Raw genomic sequence first — 17,011 nt, forward strand, 5'->3', positions numbered from 1 at the left:
AGGATATTTTAATTGTAAAGAAAAACGATTAGTTAGTGGAGGCTTTAAATGAGTTTAAATACGATTGGTCTTGACGACAAAACAAAGCAAAAACAATTACTTGATGACATGATCAAGGAAAACATGACGCGCATAAAACATAAAATAATTGTCATGAGCGGCAAGGGCGGCGTTGGCAAAAGCACAGTGGCGACAAATTTGGCATTTGGATTGAAGAATGCCGGCTTCAGGGTTGGCGTGATGGATACCGATATTCATGGCCCCTCTTTGGGAAAAATGTTAGGCATCGAGGGCCAGGCGCTGCGTCCCAGCGAAAAAGGAAATGGCTTGTTGCCCAATGAAATCGACGGCATCAAAGCAATTACTATGGCGACGTTGTTGCAAGATCCGGATGCGCCGGTTATTTGGCGCGGTCCTTTGAAAATGGGCGCCATTAAACAATTCCTCGGCGAAATCGAGTGGGGCGATCTGGATTATCTGGTTATCGATTCTCCTCCCGGAACAGGCGACGAGCCGCTGAGCGTTTGCCAGCTCATTCCGGAAGCTGACGGTTCCATTATCGTCACCACGCCTCAGGATGTGGCGCTGATTGATTCCAGGAAAACCGTCCATTTTTCCCAAGCGTTGAAAATTCCGGTGCTGGGAATTATTGAAAACATGAGCGGCTTCAAATGTCCGCATTGCGGGGAACCCATTGATTTGTTCAAAATCGGCGGCGGCGAACGGGCTGCGCATTCAATGAATGTGCCGTTTTTAGGAAGGATTCCCATTGATCCGAAAATTGTGGAAACCGGCGATGACGGCACGCCTTACATCACCGACTATGCCAAGTCCGAAGCCGGAAAAGCGATGCAGGAAATTGTGAATAATATCATCGAGAGAACCAATCAGAAGTAATCTCAATTAATTGAAAAGCAGGCTGCCGTTTTCACAGACGTTTACATGGCAAGCGGTAGCCTATTTTCGTGCTAATTTTGAGTTGTGAAAAAATGAACAAATTGCCGGCTGTGTAATTTGAAAATAGAAAGGCAGAATTGCCATGATTATCAGCGTCGCCAGCGGAAAAGGCGGAACCGGTAAAACTACTCTTGCCATCAATTTGGCGCTTTCATTGGAAAAAAATGTCCAGTATCTCGATTGTGATGTGGAAGAACCAAACGGCCATATTTTTGTGAAGCCGAAATTTGATGATGAACTGAGTTTCGGGATGCCAATACCGGTTGTCGATTTTGACAAATGCGATTATTGCGGAAAGTGCGGCGAAATTTGTGAATACAACGCCATTGTCGTCATTAAGCAGAACGTGCTCGTTTTTCCTGACCTCTGTCATTCTTGCGCCGGGTGCTGGCTCGTTTGTCCACAGAAAGCAATTTCAACGGAAGACAGAGAGATCGGCAAATTAGAACGCGGAGACCGGAACGGAATAGAATTTATCCACGGAAAACTCAACGTTGGCGAGGCTTTGTCGCCGCCTTTGATTCGCGAAGTGAAGAAAAAAATGGACAAAAAGAAAACAGTGATCATCGATTCGCCTCCTGGGACATCCTGTCCGGTCATCGAAGCGATCAAAGATAGCGATTTTGTCCTTTTGGTCACAGAACCGACGCCTTTCGGGCTAAATGATCTGAGATTGGCCGTGGAAATGGTGCGAAAAATCGGCTTGAATTTCGGTGTGGTTATCAATCGCGCCGATGTGGGCAACAGAGAAGTACATGACTATTGCACCCGTGAAAATATCCCCATTTTGATGGAAATTAATAACGACAGAAAAATTGCAGAGGCTTATTCGCGCGGAATGCCCATTGTCGATTTGTATCCCGAATTTAAAGACAAGTTTTTGGCGTTGTATCGGGAAATCGAAGGGAGGGTTGCCGCATGAGAGAGATAGTGATTATTAGCGGAAAAGGCGGTACCGGTAAAACAACTGTCACGTCTGCGTTTGCTTCGTTGGCAGGAAAAAAGGTGATGGCCGATTGCGATGTGGACGCTGCCGATCTTCATTTGATTCTAAAACCGGATATTAAGCATCGTGAAGATTTCCGCAGCGGAAGGAAGGCCTACATTCGCCAGCAGGATTGTATTGATTGCGGGAAATGCATTGAAGTGTGTCAGTTTGATGCCATTAGCGACGACTACGTTGTCGATCAGATTTCATGTGAGGGTTGCGGCGTTTGTGTCTATTTCTGCCCGGTGGACGCCATTGATTTTAATGAGGTTGTGAGCGGAGAATGGTTCATTTCGGAAACCCGTTTCGGGCCTCTCGTGCACGCAAAACTTGGCATCGCCGAAGAAAACTCCGGCAAATTAGTTTCTCTGGTACGCCGGCAGGCGAAATTGATCGCGGAAGAGAAGAATCTGGACTATGTCATTGTTGACGGTTCGCCTGGTGTGGGCTGTCCGGTTATTTCTTCGATTACCGGTGCAGATGCCGTACTCATTGTCACGGAACCGACGCTTTCCGGAGTTCACGATCTGGAGCGAGTCGTAAATTTATCCAAGGGGCATTTTGGCATCAACACCTACGTTTGCGTGAACAAATATGACTTGAACGAAGAAATTACTGAAGAAGTCGAAAAATTTTGCCAGGAGAATGAGGTAATTTTCGCCGGAAAAATCCCTTACGATACCGAGGTTACGGCGGCGATGGTTGCGGGAAAGAACGTCATCGAGTATTCCGATGGCAGAATCGCGCAAGCGGTGCGATCGATTTGGGAAAAAGTTAAATGAGTTTCTGGTTTGTCGTTTCGGGTTTCGAGTTAGCGCGTTTCAGTTTGATAATGCCGCTTTCTTTGCAAACAAAAGAAAATTTCTGTGACCTCTGCGGCTTTTTTTAAATTTACAAGAAATCGGAGGTGTAATCGTGAGCAAATCTGTGAAAATCGGGATCATTATCTGCGACCGCTACCGAACGTGCGCTGGCGGCAAATGTCTGCGGGCACTGCGTAATCGGGAAGGGGCTTTTGCTATTTATCAAGGAAAAGACGTCGAATTGGTCGGTTACACGACTTGCGACGGCTGTCCGGGCGGAAATATCGAATATGCACCGGAGGAAATGAAAAGTAATGGCGCTGAAGTCATCCATTTAGCGACTGGGCTTTTGGTCGGCTATCCGCCGTGTCCGTATCTGACTCATTTTCGGGATTTTATTGAAAACAAATATGGCTTGAAAGTCGTTTATGGCACACATCCGATTCCTGAAAAATATTTGAAAACGCATCAGGAATTGAAAACGTGGGCATCGCCGGAGTGGGAGGAAATTTTAGCGCCCACAATGGCGGACCAAGAGACGAGATTGACTTATAACTAAAAATACCGGTGTGAAAAAATGGAATTACGAGAAAAAGTCATTCAAGCGTTGAGCCAGGTGATCGACCCTGAGACCAGCCTGGACGTGGTACGCATGAGATTAGTGATAGACCTCAAGGTGACAGACGACGGTGTGGTTTCTTTGACTTTTATTCCGTCGTCGCCGGTTTGTCCGCTGGGATTTCAACTGGCGATTAGCATCCAGGAAGCATTGAAAAAAGTAGAGGGTGTAAAAGACATTAAAATTGAAGTGAAAAACTTCGTCTATGCTGAACAGGTGAAAATAGCGCTGGAGCAAAACAAATGAAGCCGATAACATTAAAACCCATCGGCGTGATTCATTCGCCGTACAAAAATTCTAAGGACATGCCTATTCAGGGTATATTTAAACCTGAAGTGGTGGCGTGGGTTGAGTTGGCTGAAAAATATGTCCCCGGTTTGAAAGACCTGGACGAATTTAGCCATGCGATTCTCATTTATTATTTCCATCTGACAGAAGAAGAGCGTTTGCGGGGGAGACCCTATCTGGAAGATGAAAAGCACGGCGTTTTTGCCATTCGCAGTCCACACAGGCCTAACCATCTCGGTTTCACCGTTGTAAAGATCCAAAAGATCGAAGGAAACAGACTCTATTTCAGCGACGTAGACATGATCGACGGCACTCCGTTGCTGGATATTAAACCTTATTGTCCGGAGTTCGATCAGAGGGAAAATGTGAAGTATGGCTGGATTGAAAAGCATTTTTCCGGAAAGAAAATTCCCGAGAGAACTATTTTGAAAAAATGATCGGGAAAGAAGGGGAACAATTTTGTTGCTGATTAGTAATATTTTCTTAAACAATTTCAATGATGTTTTGGTTCAAATCACAAAAGTGGCAAACTAATGGGAAACAGAGCCAAAAAAGTTCTTGCAATCATCACTTTGCTGACTTTCATCGTCACCACTTTTTTGGTTTATTCGAATTTACATTTTCACATCGTTGATTCGCATTATGTGATTCATGGACACCCATACCAGAAAAAATCGCATAATGCAGCAACTGTACCTTGTCACCAACATTCTGCTGCGGGATTTTTATTTTATTCCTCAATTTTCAACCTCGCTTCATTTTTTATCCTTTTGTTAATTATTTTTGTCTTGCTATTTGCCCATGAATTAGCTTTCAGAAAACAGAGTTTCTATTACAGAACACCAACCTACTCATCTCCCTCATTGCGTGCTCCGCCACATGCGGCTTAAAATCTTCATTTTTATCAGCAATTTTTAATTCCATCTTTTTTTGTCGAAGGGACAGGAATACACTTATTGGTATGACATGGCAATCGCGGATTATTTCAGCCCGGCATTGAATCACAAGTCGAGGCAGGAATGTTATGTTCAATGTAGCGCTATGGTGTATCCTGACTTTGACCGGAAAAAAGTTTGAGACAAATTAAATCTGATAATTTAAATTTGTAATTGCTTATTTGAAGGAGGAGCTCGTATGTCCAGAAAAATATTGATCTTTGTGCTATTTTTGTTTTTATTGCCGGGATTTTTGGCAAAAGAGGCTTTTTCTCAGAAAAAAACAACTGCTCAAGATTCGACCCAACAAAAAATTCTGGAGTTAGAAAAAATCGTACAGCAATTGAAAGCCAGAATTGAAAAAAAAGAGCAGGAAAATGAACTGAAAAAACTCATGGAAGAAGCTTCGCAGCTCACGACCGTGAAAAATAAAGAAACTATCGGCATTGGTAAAAGATTCCACACTGGTGTGCGGCAGCAATCTGTCCTGAATCCCAACATCAGCGTCGGTGGTGATTTTTTCGGCAGCATCAGCACTTCAAAGTCTGATTTTATAAATAAACCGAGTGAAATTGCTTACGGCAATAATGGATTTTATCTGCGCGAGTTGCATTTGAGTCTGATTTCCCCGCTTGATCCGTTCACTCGCGGGAAAACGTTTCTTTCAATAAATAGTGAGGGAATTGAAGTAGAGGAAGCCTACATGGAGTGGCTCAACTTGCCGCTCAATATGAATTTGAAAATAGGAAAATTCAAAACCGAATTCGGCGGTCTCAACCGTTGGCACGATCATGCTTTGCCGCAATTCGACAGGCCAAAACCTCTGATCGATTTGTTCGGGAGAGAAGGCGTCTCCGGCTTTGGTTTGGCAGGAAATTTCTTGTTACCCAGATTGTTAGGCGCCGATGCCACAAGTTTTGATGCCGCACTTATCAGAGGCGGCAATGGTTTCAGCTTTACTGATAATGGGAAATACAATTTGCTTTTCTCGGGTCATTTCAAAAACTATTACGACCTCAGCCGATCCACATATTTTGAGTTCACTTTGAGCGGTGTCACCGGAAAAAACGATCCCGCTGAAAAATACAGCAGCTACGTTGGTGATCTTGGACTGACATTGAAGTGGATTCCTGTTGGTAGGTCAAAATACCGCACTTTTGAATGGCGCACTGAATTGCTTTACAGTAAAAAAGAAACTGTTGGAGGCGATGTCACCAGTAAGGGGTTTTTTACTTCCCTGCAGAATAAATTGAATGCCAGTTGGTGGATTTCCGGGCGTTTTGATTATTCGGAACTGCCTTACGATCCCAGCCAAAAAGAGTGGACGGCTACGGCGTGCCTCGATTATTGGCAGAGCGAATTCGTTTATTACCGAATTCAATACCAGTATTCCAATCGCGATTTCACTAATGTGTTTGGCCTTGCCGGCCCATATCCCGACGAAAGTACGCTTACTTTTCACGTAAATTGGGCGATGGGACCGCATAAGCATGAGAAATATTAGTTTGGCGTTCGTAGTTTTAGTTCAGAGTTTTCGTGATTAGGAAAAATATGCTAAAATCAGAACGGTTGGATGAGTTCAAATAAAATAGGAGAAATAAAATGAAAGTTAAAATAAGAGCTCTTTTTGTGATTTTATTATCTGTATTTTTATTGTCTTCGGCTACTTTTGCGCAAAAGAGACATCAGCGCAGACAGGGTCAAAAAGTAAAACGCGAAAAGAAATTGAAAATCGTCGCTTCATTTTCGGATTATGCTTCCATTGCTAAAGAAATCGCCGGTGACAAAGCGGTCGTCGATTACATCGCTTCCGGAGAGGATGACCCCCATTTTGTGCCGCCGAAACCAAGCTATGCCATGAAACTGCGCGATGCAGATATGTGGATCACGACAGGAATGGATTTAGAAATTTGGTCAACGACGCTACTGGATAAAGCGCGGAATAAAAAAATCATGGACGGTGAGATTGGCTTTGTCGCGGTGTCTGAGGGTTGCCATATCATTGATATCCCTGCTCACGCGGATCGTACCGAAGGAGACATTCATGCGTTGGGCAATCCTCACATCAATACCGGCCCGCTGAATTGGCGCGTCATTGCGAGAAATATCACCATCGGCTTGCAAAAAGTGGATCCTGCTAATGCGGATTACTACATTGCAAATCGGGATAAATTCATTGACAAGGTGGATCGCACTTTGTTTGGCGATGAATTAGTGGACATGTTCGGCGGCGAAACACTGGCGAAATTGCTGGATAACGGCACGCTGTTCACCTTTCTGCAGAAAAATTACAAAGGCGAAAAATTGATCGACCATTTGGGCGGCTGGCTGAAAAAAGCGCTGCCTTTTCGTGGGAAAAAAATCATTGCCTACCACAAAAATTGGGGATATTTTGCCAAAACATTCGGGCTGGAAATTGCCGGTTACATTGAACCCAAACCGGGAATACCGCCGTCGGCAAAACATGTGCAGAAAATGATTAAGATGATCAAAGACCAGAATATCAGTTTAATGCTGGTGGCAAGTTATTTCGAGAAGAAAACTCCGCGCATGATCGAAAGCAAAACCGGAATCAGGGCGCTTTTCATTCCCATGTTTGTTAATTGTATTCCTGCAGTGTCCGATAATTTCAAATTAGTGGATTACTGGATTGATCAAATCAACGCAAATATCAAATAACGGGGAGCTGAAATGATTGAAAATATTATTTTTCTCGCTGCACCGATTACCATCAGCGTGCTGCTGGCTGGAATTTTGAGCTATTTTGGCAATCATATTTTGACGCGGGGAATTATTTTCATCGACATTGCTTTGGCGCAAATTGCTGCCTTGGGAACGATGATCGGTTTGCTCGCCGGACTTGCGGAAGGTTCGACCGGGGTGGAACTTGTTTCTCTTATTTTTACGTTGATAGTGATCTCCATTTTTGCTTTGACAAAATTTGAAAAACAGGCGATTCCGCAGGAGGCGATTATTGGAATTATTTACGGCTTGGGGTTGGGACTTGCCATGTTATTGGCGGATAAAATTCCCGGCGGCTCAAATTATATCACGAAAACCATTACCGGAAATATTCTCTGGGTGACTTGGAGCGATGTGATTTCCTCGGCGATTTTAATTGCCATCGTCGCTGTCATTCATTTTATTTTTCGCAAACAGTTCATTGCCATTTCCGAATCAAAAGAAAATCTGCCCTTTTCCATCGGCAGAGTGCGCATTTACGAATTGATTTTTTACATCACTTTTGGCTTTGTGGTGGTAAAGGCAGTTCCCATCGCAGGAATTTTCTTGATTTTTGTACTTCTGATTGCGCCGACTGCCATTGCCACGCTGTTCACTCAAAAGTGGGTCAATCGATTCGCCTGGAGCTGGGTCATTGGGATTTTGGGCTCAATCATCGGCATTTATTTTTCTTATGATTTAAATATTTCCAATGGGCCTGCAATTGTGACTCTGCTGGGCGTTACTGTGTTTGTTCTGGCATTTGTGAAAATTGCCATGGGGAAAGTGAAAGAGGCTTAATGAAAATCTAAACCAAATTCACAACTGAAAAAATAGGAGCATTTATGTTAACAGCAATTGAGTTCATGTTTGCCCCGTTTGTGGTTTGCCTGCTTCTAATTGGCATCAACATCTATTTTGGCATTCATGTTATCAAGAGAGAAATTATTTTTATTGATATCGCTCTTGCGCAAATTGCTGCGTTGGGAGCAACGGTGGCGACAATCACCGGGTGGGCGCCGCACGCGCACGATCAGGTTTCTTTTGCGGGATATTTACTGAGTATCGCTTTTACGACGATGGCGGCGTTTGTGTTTGCGACGCTGAAAAGCAAGAAGTTGCCCATTCCGCTGGAATCTCTCATCGGAATTGCCTACGCGGTCGCGGCGACCGGCGCTGTGATTTTGCTGGACAAAGCTGCCGGCGGTGATGTGCACGTTCACGAAATGGTTGCGGGATCAATTTTGTGGGTGAAATGGTCACAGATTTTAGAGTTATTTCTTGTGTTCGGCGTCATTGGTCTGTTTCATCTCTTGTTCCGAGAAAAATTTCTCTCATTGACCGATTCCTATCACAACGGGAAAAGCGGAAGTTATTCTTTCTGGTGGGATTTTCTGTTTTATGCGACATTCGGCATTGCCGTGGTGCATTCCGTGCGCGTGGGCGGAATTTTGACGGTGTTCGCTTTCCTCATCATCCCTGCCAGCATTTCGGCGCTGTTTTCACAAAAATGGCTGGCCAGAATTCTCATTGGCTGGGGCCTGGGAACTGTTGTGAGCGTTTTAGGCCTTTATTTGTCATGGGTATTGGACGTCCCAAGCTCGCCGACAGTAATTTTGTTTTTGGGCGTATTTTTGCTATTAGCGCTGCTGGCAAAATCACTGGGTATTGTAAAAAGACCTTCATGAAGCATATAGGTGTACTTCAACCTCAAAGGTGGGGTACACCTATGCTGTGATTTCCTCAAGCGTGTCTTCCAACAATATCAGAATTAGATAAGCTACAATTTTCAAATCATATTTTTTCGCCCAGTTGATCACTTTGATAAAAATATTCGCGATTTTGGCGGTGGTAAATTTTTCGCTGGACTTCGTCGGCTCCACTGACTAATTCCATCTTCAACGCAGAAACATCATTTTTTTTGAAAGAATAAAATCGCCTGCTTTTAATTGATAAACATAAATCCCGCTCGCAACATTTTCACTTTCTTGGTTTTTTCCATTCCAGTTAATTTGAAACGAACCTGCCGATTGATGCTTATCCACCAGTGTGACAATCCGCTGCCCCTGCAAATTAAAAATAGCAATTTCAACATGGGAAGCTCGCGGAAGATGATATTCGATTGTTGTCTCCGGATTGAACGGATTGGGATAGTTTTGTTGCAAAGAATAATCGGTTATAACCTTTTCATTAGAAATGGCTACTTTGGTTACCAGTGTTTTTCCAATTGGGGTTATTGGTATAATGCTGCCATCCGAACTATTTGCCAGAACTCCGGCAAAATCAAATTCTACCTGGACACCGGTTGCTGCCTTAAATTTCAAAGATAACAAAATCCCGTGTCCGGAACTACTGCCGGATGTCTGATACATTGAGGCACTAATCTTACCATTAGCATCATCAGCCAAAACAGTTGCCTGACCTTCTGGCATAAAACTGCCTTGTTCATAACTTAAATAGTCAATATTAGCGGTGTTCGTGTAAGTCAATTCGAAAGACACGACTCTGAGGTCGGATACTTGGTCGCTGGCTGAACCTATGATGACATCAATCCAGAATTCTTGACTGGTAGGATCATAATCCCTTTCTTCAAGATAAATCGGTGGATCGGCTAATGTGTTTTCTGCATCGGAAAGATTCAACCCTGTCATCCTACTGTGCGTTTTACCAAAATTTATAATGACGGCGTTAATATCAAATATGTTGACGATTCCGTCACCGTTACAATCGGCATAGGTAGCTGCCTGCGGATTCCATGACGGACACGGTTGATCAACCCATTGCATGGATGCGTTGGGTCTTGTTGGGCCTGTTTTTTCCCAATAAATAGCAACGATTGAATTGATATCAAAAATCGAAACAACACCATCGTTATTGGCATCACCGGGCCAGACTGACAGACCTGCGCTAATTTCGGTGCAGACAGGTGCGGAAGGAGACAGAACAATTGTTTCTCCGGTTGAGCTGTTTGCTTGAACCGCACCAATACTAAAACAGATTGTTTGACCTGGCGTTGCCGAGTCTAATACCTGGAATTTCAAACGAAGCACAGTACCGACACCCGAATTTCCCCCCGATGTTTTGTACACCGATGCGCTTATCTTTCCATTGGGATCGTCAGGAATCACGCTGGCTTGTGCGCCGGTGAGAAAAGAACCGATTTCATAAGTCAGGTAATCGACTATTGAAGTATTGGTGAAATCTAATTCCAATGAAATTATCTTTAAGTCTGTTACGGGATTTGCGTTATCCCCGACAATTATATCCACCCAGAATTCACTTCCGATGGTTTGAGTATTTGAAGTGTTGGGATAGATGGGTATACCAACACTTCCATCGCCAACTAAAATAGTCATATTGTCGAAATAAACATCGGCTGTTGAATTGCCAACATCAATATAGAAAATCGCTTCATTGTCGGTCGCTTCGTTCATTACAAAGGAATACGAATAAGTCTGCTTTGTTGTGCTCAAAGAGAATGATTGATAATCGTGATAACCCAGCCAGGGTCCGTTACCACCTCGTTTAATAGAAGGACTGATCTGGCGGGGACTTGCAGCGTAAGCCTCAAACGATACATCATATTGTTTACCGTTTTCGATCAACAAATCTGATTGTCCCAGTTGAATATGCCAGTCTTCAGAACCACCGTTACTAATGGAAACATGATATTCACCATTTTCAACTGAACCAGTGGCAGAAGCTGACTCATGGACATATAACCACCAGCCATTATTGCCGTCTGAGAAATCTCCATTAACTAATAAATTTCCAGATGAAGCTTTACTTATGTTCACGGTTACATTTTGGCTGCCGCCATTAGAGGCAACTATTAGTGTCCCTGTGTCATCGTTTCCGCTCATTTGGCTACGATCCACTGTTACGGTCACAGTAGCATCATCGCTGCCACTAATGGGAGAGATGGAGGTAATCCACGGTTTATTTTGGCTTTGGGTTACCGTCCAGGTGAGTGTACCTGTACCGGTATTACTTATCTGAAAGGTTTTGCTGTCATCGGTTGTCCCAAAATCAAGCGTTGTCGGAGAAACGGAAAGTGTTGGATTAACAGATACTTCCCCCTCAGAAAAAAATCCTGATGATTCGCGATAGCTACTGCTAAGTGCTGCGCCTATTCCACCTGACTGAGCTACAGCATCGACCAATTGATAATTAGCTGATTGGGCAGGAGCGCCGCCCATATCAACAACATCCTTCTTTAGTGTGTAGTTGGCGCTGGATTGGCTTTGTGCAGTTCCCGCTTTTAAAAACAGAAATATAAACGGAAGGAGCACAATAAACGCCAGCCATTTTTTATGTTTCAGCATTGTGAACCTCCCTTTTAATCATTTTTGTTTATTTGATTTTGTAAAGCTTCAATCATTTTCTGCTGCTGTTTGATGGCTTCAATTAACACAGGAATAATTTCATTGTAAGCCACTCCCTTTTCGCCATTCTCGTCTGTTTTAACCATTTCTGGAAAGACCTTTTCAAGTTCCTGGGAGATGACGCCAAAATGTTTTCCTTCGGGAAGCTCTCTATCTTTATACTCCAAAGTTTTCCAGTTATAACTTACTCCTTTTATATTTAATAATTTTTTCAAAGGATTTTTAATATCAGCGATATTTTTTTTAAGTTTGATGTCTGATGAGTAATAACCACCTGTTGCGTACACCGATCCATGCACATAAAGTGCATACGTTGCGCTTGTGCCAGTACCATTGATTACAGCATGATCTTTGACTATGAGATCATCATCACAACTGAGATCGTCACCAGCAACGACATCAGCATCAGCATAGACATCAACAAGTCCATGAACCATCCGTCCTTGTACAAAGTCATCAGCAATCACATCATTTGATGCAACGACGCAATCGCTTCCATAAGATGATGACGGCGAACCAGCAATGACGCAATCGGCTGCTTTCACATCGTTATTCGCAAAAATCGACCCGGATACTGGCGACCAAATACCGCTACCCACCTTAAGTGAATTCATTTGTATGTTGGCGGATGAAGATATATCACTACCGGTTATGGTGCCATTGGTTATCATACTGGTGGTGATGCTATTGTTTTGTCCTTCGTTAACATAGCGGCCGTCGGTGTAGGATGTTTTTAAGGCGACATTATTGGAATTGACAGTAATTCCTGTTCCAGCTCCCACATTCACAGTCACATCACCTGATGTTCCTCCGCCCGTTAAACCGCTGCCGGCATTAACAGCGGTAATGTCTCCTCCACCGCCAGAGGCAGAAATGGTAATTTTGTTTTGTGAATCGTTAGGATTAATTGAGATTCCTGAGCCAGCGACAAGATCAATATTCCCGCCATCGTTTTTAACGCCATCAATACTGCTCACAAAATCTGGAGTGATTTTAGCGGCGGTAACAGCATTACTCTGAATCATAGAGCTGCTAACACTGTTGCTTTGTCCTTCGTTCACGTAACGTCCGTCGGTGTAAGAAGTCTTTAATGCCACATCATTGGAATTGACTGTAATACCGGTCCCAGCGCCGACATCCAATTTTGCATCACCGGATTCAGCTCCACCGGTCAAGCCATTTCCTGCTTCAACTTTTGTGATGTCACCACCGCCGGCACCTCCGGATGATGATATAGTAATTTTATTCCCTGCAGCGTTTGGTGTAATGTTAACGTTACTTCCGGCGACAAGGTCAATATTACCGCTGCTATTGGGAACAACATTATTCAATTTTTGTAAGAAAGCCGAGGCATCTTTGCCGCCCAATTTATCAGCTTCGTAAGCACGGAAACTGTTGCCCACGCTGACTAATTTTTTGCGCGGTGTCATTTCCGCATCAGTTCCGACTTTGATACCAAGATATCTGATACTGCCATTGAAGACCGTATTGGGAATTTCTTTATTGGCACCCAGGTAGTCAGGATCACCAAGCAAAATGTTAAATCTGCCTGCCGTGACATCCACTTTATAAGTTGCTTGCCATAAAAAAGAAGTTGTTGTTTCTGAACTGTAAATTGAAAAAGTTATCTCAAGAGGGGTACTCGTGGTAATCGGAGCTCCTGTGTTATCTGTTAGATAGCCTTGATAATTAATCTTTTGGGGAATGGTAGCATACGCCACAAAAGCTAAAAATAGAAAAAGCAGCACGGACAAAAATGATTTTTTTAACATGACTTTTCTCCTTTTGATAATTAAATCTATTGAGTTAATTAGGAAATAACCGTTAGTTATAGGGCATTATTTAAGCAAAAACATCTTCTTGTTAGAATTAAAACCATCGGATTCCAATCGGTATAAGTAAAGTCCGGCAGGTAAATCTTTCGCCTCCCAGGTTACGCTGTAATGACCTTGAGATTGAAATTCATTGACAAGAACCTCTATTTGTTGACCGAGTGTGTTAAAAATTGTTATTTTCACATGAGAGTCATCTGCTAATGAATAAGAAATATTTGTCTTGGGATTAAAGGGATTGGGATAGTTTTGTTCAAGGTCAAATTCTGCGGGAGCAGAAGTTTCCGTTTCAATTTGATCATCTGCAAGTTGTTTCCCCAACGAGCCATGACATGTTCCACATTCCAGACTTGCCTTTAAATTTTGAATCATTGCAGCCAATTCAGGTACAGATTCTCCTATCACAAAATCGACCGGTCTGGGATTTCCGTCGCAGCGTTTGTAAGCAAGCTGCAATTGAACGCAAGCGGCTCTCACATGGTCTCTTAAAATCTGTCTTTGTGCCCGTTTAATAATTTTTTTAAATGCTCTTAGTCTTCGCTTTGCCAACCATGGTCGATTGCCGCTGCCTTCTAATGTGCCGTTGGCAACGGAATCGTCGATAAATTGTAAGATATTTTCTATCTGTTCCTCGGGAGTCAATTCGGTGTTTACGCCTGTTCCGCTTAATGCACACGTTACAGTTCCACCATTACTAATTACTTCTAAAACTGCTGAAGCAGGTCCTGTTGATGATGGCGAATATGTTACTTCCAAATCATAGTTATCTGATTCTGCAATGGCTACAGGTACATCAGGAAAACGTGGAGAATGTATCACTGAAAAGTCGTTACTACTAACCGCTTGTAAGAAATAATCTGATATAATCAAATCACTAAACCCGATGTTCGTAACGCTTATAATTATGGTTTCGCTAGTTCCCACTTCTACATCGCCAAAATCATATAAAACAGGGCTTATTTCAGGTTCTGGCTGTCCAAAGACAGTTACTACAAACAAACATAAAAAAAATAGCATAAAAAGCGTAGTTGCTTTAATCTTTTCCATGATTGCCTCCCTTAAATTAATTTGTTATTGTAATCATTCTTATGAAAAAATAAAAAAAGTCAACTCAACAAATACCTAATACTGCGACTGGATAAGCACATAACCCACTTGAGGACTGCTGTAGCAATCCTTCCACATAGCATAGTACTCTTTTGCTTTGTCTTCACTGTACATCTTCTTGAGTAGATAGGAAATATTATAGTTACCTTTTGTGATTACCGGATCCATCAAGAATACGTAAGTGTAAGTACTGTCTTTATTCATGTTAACGGGATGTAAAACTCGCGTATTAAGAAAAACTTGTCGAACAGCAGGTGCTAATTCATCGGCTTTGGGCCAAAAAATTTCCTGGATGAATTTTTCGAATTGTTGACGTTTGTCGTGTTTGATGTGATTCAGCAATACCCAGACCGTATCACCTTCAACAGCTCGTATATTTGCACCTGACAAATCAATTTTCGTTTGAGCTGCTAAATCTGGGATATTGAAATAAGTTGCCAAAATGAGTATGACAATAAATGTAGCCAGGGAATAAGATAATTTTTTCATGATTTTCTCCTTAATTTTTTTGTTTTAATCGACAGAACAGAATAGCATTGTTGAAATCCTAAACTTTCAACTCCTTTCAACTGTTATCTCCCTAATTTATGCTGGTCGATGATTTTATAATTTCAATGATCTCCCTCATATTGTCTTTTAAAACATATCCGCAGGCGCCGGCGCAAGAAGCGATTTTTCTATAATCAGGCTCATCATATTGTGTAAGGATGACTATCTTTGCAGTGGGATCGAATTCAATGATGGTTTTCGTGAGGTCTAATCCATTTATTTTGCCCAAATTAATATCCATTAGTACCCAGTCGGGATTATGCCTTTTATAAATTTCAACGGACATATTTCCATCAGGACATTCAAATATTTTGTCAATATTTTTCAGATGGCGTTCAAGTATTTTTTTAATGAACGAACGCATGTTAGCATTATCTTCAACGATCAGAATTTTCATTGTACTGCTTTATTGTTCTTTTTTTAAAATAACACAATTAAAGAAAAGAGCAATAGAGAGAGGTACTCATTTTAATATGAGTAGTTGTGCTTATTATGACAGGTATTTTAAAAAGAGGGAAAGGTTGGGACGAAATGGGCTATTTTGTTGAGAAGTTAATGCTTTGAAGATGCACCTCGGCTAAGCACCTCGGCTAACCGGGGGATTGCCTTTTTTTATGCAAAAAATTATTTGAATACCGAAGATATAGAAATCCATTGAATTGATTTTCAGTTTTCTTAATGATTTTTTCGGAGATATTCAGATATTCAGGGATTCTCGGCGTTAAGATTTGTGGCCTGCTGTGCTGGAATATTACATCACCGGTTTATGGCAAAAAATTAGATGATAAAAAAATTGAATTACGAATTCTACAAATAAGATTTATTCTCCAGCGAAAACTGAAGCAATTTGTTATATCCTTTAAACCCAAGTTTGTTACAAATATTCGTGCGATGATTTTGTACGGTACGAACACTAATGAACATTAATTCGGCTATTTCCCGGCTGGTCTTATTTTCGGCAATCAGTTTGAGAATTCGTTTTTCCGTTACAGTTAAATTAATCAAACCTGGATTTTTCTTTTTCATTTCCTGTATTTTGGAGTTCCGATTAATCAAATATTCAGAAATGAGCGGACTGACATAATATTTATCAGAGGCTACTGACTTAATGCAACCGATCAAGTCCGATGCCGCATTATCTTTTAAAAGATACCCTTTTACCCCGTAATCCATTGCCTCGTTAAAATATTCCTCATCATCGTACATTGTTAAAATGATAAATTCAATCCACAGATTTTCACTACGTATTTTTTGCACAATTTCCAATCCGCTTAATTGGGGCATGGAAATATCGAGAATAGCAATATCAGGCAACAACTCTTTAATCTTTTGAAATGCTTCCAATCCATCGCCGCACTCGCCGACTATTTTGATAAATTTCTCCGCTTCCAGAATTTTGACCAGCCCCTGTCGGAAAATAGTATGATCATCTGCAATGAGAATTTTAGTGATCTTTTCCATGGTATTTTTCCTGTATTGGTAATTCAATTTTGATCTCAACGCCACTTTTACGACCGGTGTTTATGGTCAGTTTTCCCTGTAATATTTTCACTCGTTCGAAAATACCCCTGAGTCCCAGTCCTTCAGTAGGTAGATTTTCGAGATTAGAATGACTGAATTCAAACCCTTTTCCATTATCATAAATTATGATGATTAGTTGATTGGACAACTTTTTGACTTGAATCAAAGCGTTAGTGGCTTGAGAGTGTTTGACAATATTATTTATGCTCTCCTGGATTATCCTGAAAATATGAATTTCCAACTCTTTCGGAAAAAGATTATCTATTTCCGCTATTTCAGTAATAAATTCAATTTCAGAAGTCTGTG

General features: G+C 41.9%; 18 protein-coding genes. 10 read left to right on the forward strand and 8 right to left on the reverse strand.

Annotation, left to right across the window (positions count from 1 at the left end):
• The first annotated feature begins 48 nt into the window (after window positions 1-48).
• The 10 genes from GXO74_16035 (at window position 49) to GXO74_16080 (ending at window position 8,999) form a co-directional block, all read left to right on the forward strand.
• Window positions 49-897 carry an Mrp/NBP35 family ATP-binding protein gene (locus GXO74_16035; protein NOZ63162.1) on the forward strand — a complete coding sequence of 283 codons (849 nt, stop codon included), beginning with the start codon at window positions 49-51 and terminating at the stop codon, window positions 895-897.
• Window positions 898-1,039: 142 nt separating this feature from the next.
• Window positions 1,040-1,879, forward strand: a complete 840-nt coding sequence (locus GXO74_16040; protein NOZ63163.1) for a P-loop NTPase — start codon at window positions 1,040-1,042, stop codon at window positions 1,877-1,879.
• A complete protein-coding gene (locus GXO74_16045; GenBank protein NOZ63164.1) occupies window positions 1,876-2,727 on the forward strand; it encodes a (4Fe-4S)-binding protein in 852 nt (283 codons plus the stop codon). The genes GXO74_16040 and GXO74_16045 overlap by 4 nt, the downstream gene beginning before the upstream one ends.
• Before the next feature lie 133 nt (window positions 2,728-2,860).
• Window positions 2,861-3,307, forward strand: coding sequence for a CGGC domain-containing protein (locus GXO74_16050; protein NOZ63165.1), 447 nt, complete (start codon window positions 2,861-2,863; stop codon window positions 3,305-3,307).
• An 18-nt stretch (window positions 3,308-3,325) separates the two neighbouring features.
• On the forward strand, window positions 3,326-3,613 hold the full coding sequence (locus GXO74_16055; GenBank protein NOZ63166.1) for a DUF59 domain-containing protein: 288 nt from the start codon (window positions 3,326-3,328) through the stop codon (window positions 3,611-3,613).
• Window positions 3,610-4,092 (forward strand): tRNA (N6-threonylcarbamoyladenosine(37)-N6)-methyltransferase TrmO, encoded by a 483-nt coding sequence (gene tsaA / locus GXO74_16060; protein ID NOZ63167.1) that lies wholly within the window; start codon window positions 3,610-3,612, stop codon window positions 4,090-4,092. The genes GXO74_16055 and tsaA overlap by 4 nt, the downstream gene beginning before the upstream one ends.
• Window positions 4,093-4,789: 697 nt before the next feature.
• On the forward strand, window positions 4,790-6,094 hold the full coding sequence (locus GXO74_16065) for a hypothetical protein (protein ID NOZ63168.1): 1,305 nt from the start codon (window positions 4,790-4,792) through the stop codon (window positions 6,092-6,094).
• Window positions 6,095-6,192: 98 nt separating this feature from the next.
• The gene (locus GXO74_16070; GenBank protein NOZ63169.1) at window positions 6,193-7,269 is read left to right on the forward strand and encodes a zinc ABC transporter substrate-binding protein; all 1,077 of its coding nucleotides are present in this window, start codon (window positions 6,193-6,195) and stop codon (window positions 7,267-7,269) included.
• Between the two features lie 12 nt (window positions 7,270-7,281).
• Window positions 7,282-8,112, forward strand: coding sequence for a metal ABC transporter permease (locus tag GXO74_16075; GenBank protein ID NOZ63170.1), 831 nt, complete (start codon window positions 7,282-7,284; stop codon window positions 8,110-8,112).
• Window positions 8,113-8,156: 44 nt separating this feature from the next.
• Window positions 8,157-8,999, forward strand: a complete 843-nt coding sequence (locus GXO74_16080) for a metal ABC transporter permease (GenBank protein NOZ63171.1) — start codon at window positions 8,157-8,159, stop codon at window positions 8,997-8,999.
• A gap of 39 nt (window positions 9,000-9,038) precedes the next feature.
• On the opposite strand, the gene GXO74_16085 is transcribed toward GXO74_16080, so the two are convergent.
• The 8 genes from GXO74_16085 to GXO74_16120 form a co-directional block, all read right to left on the reverse strand.
• On the reverse strand, window positions 9,039-9,194 hold the full coding sequence (locus GXO74_16085; protein ID NOZ63172.1) for a hypothetical protein: 156 nt from the start codon (window positions 9,192-9,194) through the stop codon (window positions 9,039-9,041).
• Between the two features lie 15 nt (window positions 9,195-9,209).
• The gene (locus tag GXO74_16090; GenBank protein ID NOZ63173.1) at window positions 9,210-11,636 is read right to left on the reverse strand and encodes a T9SS type A sorting domain-containing protein; all 2,427 of its coding nucleotides are present in this window, start codon (window positions 11,634-11,636) and stop codon (window positions 9,210-9,212) included.
• A gap of 14 nt (window positions 11,637-11,650) precedes the next feature.
• On the reverse strand, window positions 11,651-13,468 hold the full coding sequence (locus GXO74_16095) for a tail fiber domain-containing protein (protein ID NOZ63174.1): 1,818 nt from the start codon (window positions 13,466-13,468) through the stop codon (window positions 11,651-11,653).
• 66 nt (window positions 13,469-13,534) lie between these two features.
• Window positions 13,535-14,575, reverse strand: coding sequence for a choice-of-anchor D domain-containing protein (locus tag GXO74_16100; GenBank protein NOZ63175.1), 1,041 nt, complete (start codon window positions 14,573-14,575; stop codon window positions 13,535-13,537).
• Window positions 14,576-14,650: 75 nt separating this feature from the next.
• Window positions 14,651-15,124: a hypothetical protein gene (locus GXO74_16105; protein ID NOZ63176.1), complete on the reverse strand. Its 474-nt coding sequence runs from the start codon at window positions 15,122-15,124 to the stop codon at window positions 14,651-14,653.
• 91 nt (window positions 15,125-15,215) lie between these two features.
• Entirely contained in the window at window positions 15,216-15,581 is a 366-nt protein-coding gene (locus GXO74_16110; protein NOZ63177.1) for a response regulator, read from the reverse strand.
• Window positions 15,582-15,991: 410 nt separating this feature from the next.
• The gene (locus tag GXO74_16115; protein NOZ63178.1) at window positions 15,992-16,645 is read right to left on the reverse strand and encodes a response regulator transcription factor; all 654 of its coding nucleotides are present in this window, start codon (window positions 16,643-16,645) and stop codon (window positions 15,992-15,994) included.
• Window positions 16,629-17,011, reverse strand: a 383-nt coding sequence (locus GXO74_16120) for a hypothetical protein (GenBank protein ID NOZ63179.1), incomplete at its 5' end; no start/stop codon positions are given. The genes GXO74_16120 and GXO74_16115, both read right to left, overlap by 17 nt.

This window comes from Calditrichota bacterium (assembly GCA_013152715.1).
GTDB lineage: Bacteria > Zhuqueibacterota > Zhuqueibacteria > Thermofontimicrobiales > Thermofontimicrobiaceae > 4484-87.

Excerpts from the sequence above, each read along its gene's own strand:
- GXO74_16070 (NOZ63169.1), top strand. The coding sequence starts at position 6,193 with ATGAAAGTTAAAATAAGAGCTCTTTTTGTGATTTTATTATCTGTATTT.
- GXO74_16080 (NOZ63171.1), top strand. The coding sequence starts at position 8,157 with ATGTTAACAGCAATTGAGTTCATGTTTGCCCCGTTTGTGGTTTGCCTG.
- GXO74_16115 (NOZ63178.1), bottom strand. The coding sequence starts at position 16,645 with ATGGAAAAGATCACTAAAATTCTCATTGCAGATGATCATACTATTTTC.
- GXO74_16035 (NOZ63162.1), top strand. The coding sequence starts at position 49 with ATGAGTTTAAATACGATTGGTCTTGACGACAAAACAAAGCAAAAACAA.
- GXO74_16100 (NOZ63175.1), bottom strand. The coding sequence starts at position 14,575 with ATGGAAAAGATTAAAGCAACTACGCTTTTTATGCTATTTTTTTTATGT.
- GXO74_16075 (NOZ63170.1), top strand. The coding sequence starts at position 7,282 with ATGATTGAAAATATTATTTTTCTCGCTGCACCGATTACCATCAGCGTG.
- GXO74_16055 (NOZ63166.1), top strand. The coding sequence starts at position 3,326 with ATGGAATTACGAGAAAAAGTCATTCAAGCGTTGAGCCAGGTGATCGAC.
- GXO74_16065 (NOZ63168.1), top strand. The coding sequence starts at position 4,790 with ATGTCCAGAAAAATATTGATCTTTGTGCTATTTTTGTTTTTATTGCCG.
- GXO74_16090 (NOZ63173.1), bottom strand. The coding sequence starts at position 11,636 with ATGCTGAAACATAAAAAATGGCTGGCGTTTATTGTGCTCCTTCCGTTT.
- GXO74_16040 (NOZ63163.1), top strand. The coding sequence starts at position 1,040 with ATGATTATCAGCGTCGCCAGCGGAAAAGGCGGAACCGGTAAAACTACT.
- GXO74_16110 (NOZ63177.1), bottom strand. The coding sequence starts at position 15,581 with ATGAAAATTCTGATCGTTGAAGATAATGCTAACATGCGTTCGTTCATT.
- tsaA (NOZ63167.1), top strand. The coding sequence starts at position 3,610 with ATGAAGCCGATAACATTAAAACCCATCGGCGTGATTCATTCGCCGTAC.
- GXO74_16045 (NOZ63164.1), top strand. The coding sequence starts at position 1,876 with ATGAGAGAGATAGTGATTATTAGCGGAAAAGGCGGTACCGGTAAAACA.
- GXO74_16095 (NOZ63174.1), bottom strand. The coding sequence starts at position 13,468 with ATGTTAAAAAAATCATTTTTGTCCGTGCTGCTTTTTCTATTTTTAGCT.
- GXO74_16105 (NOZ63176.1), bottom strand. The coding sequence starts at position 15,124 with ATGAAAAAATTATCTTATTCCCTGGCTACATTTATTGTCATACTCATT.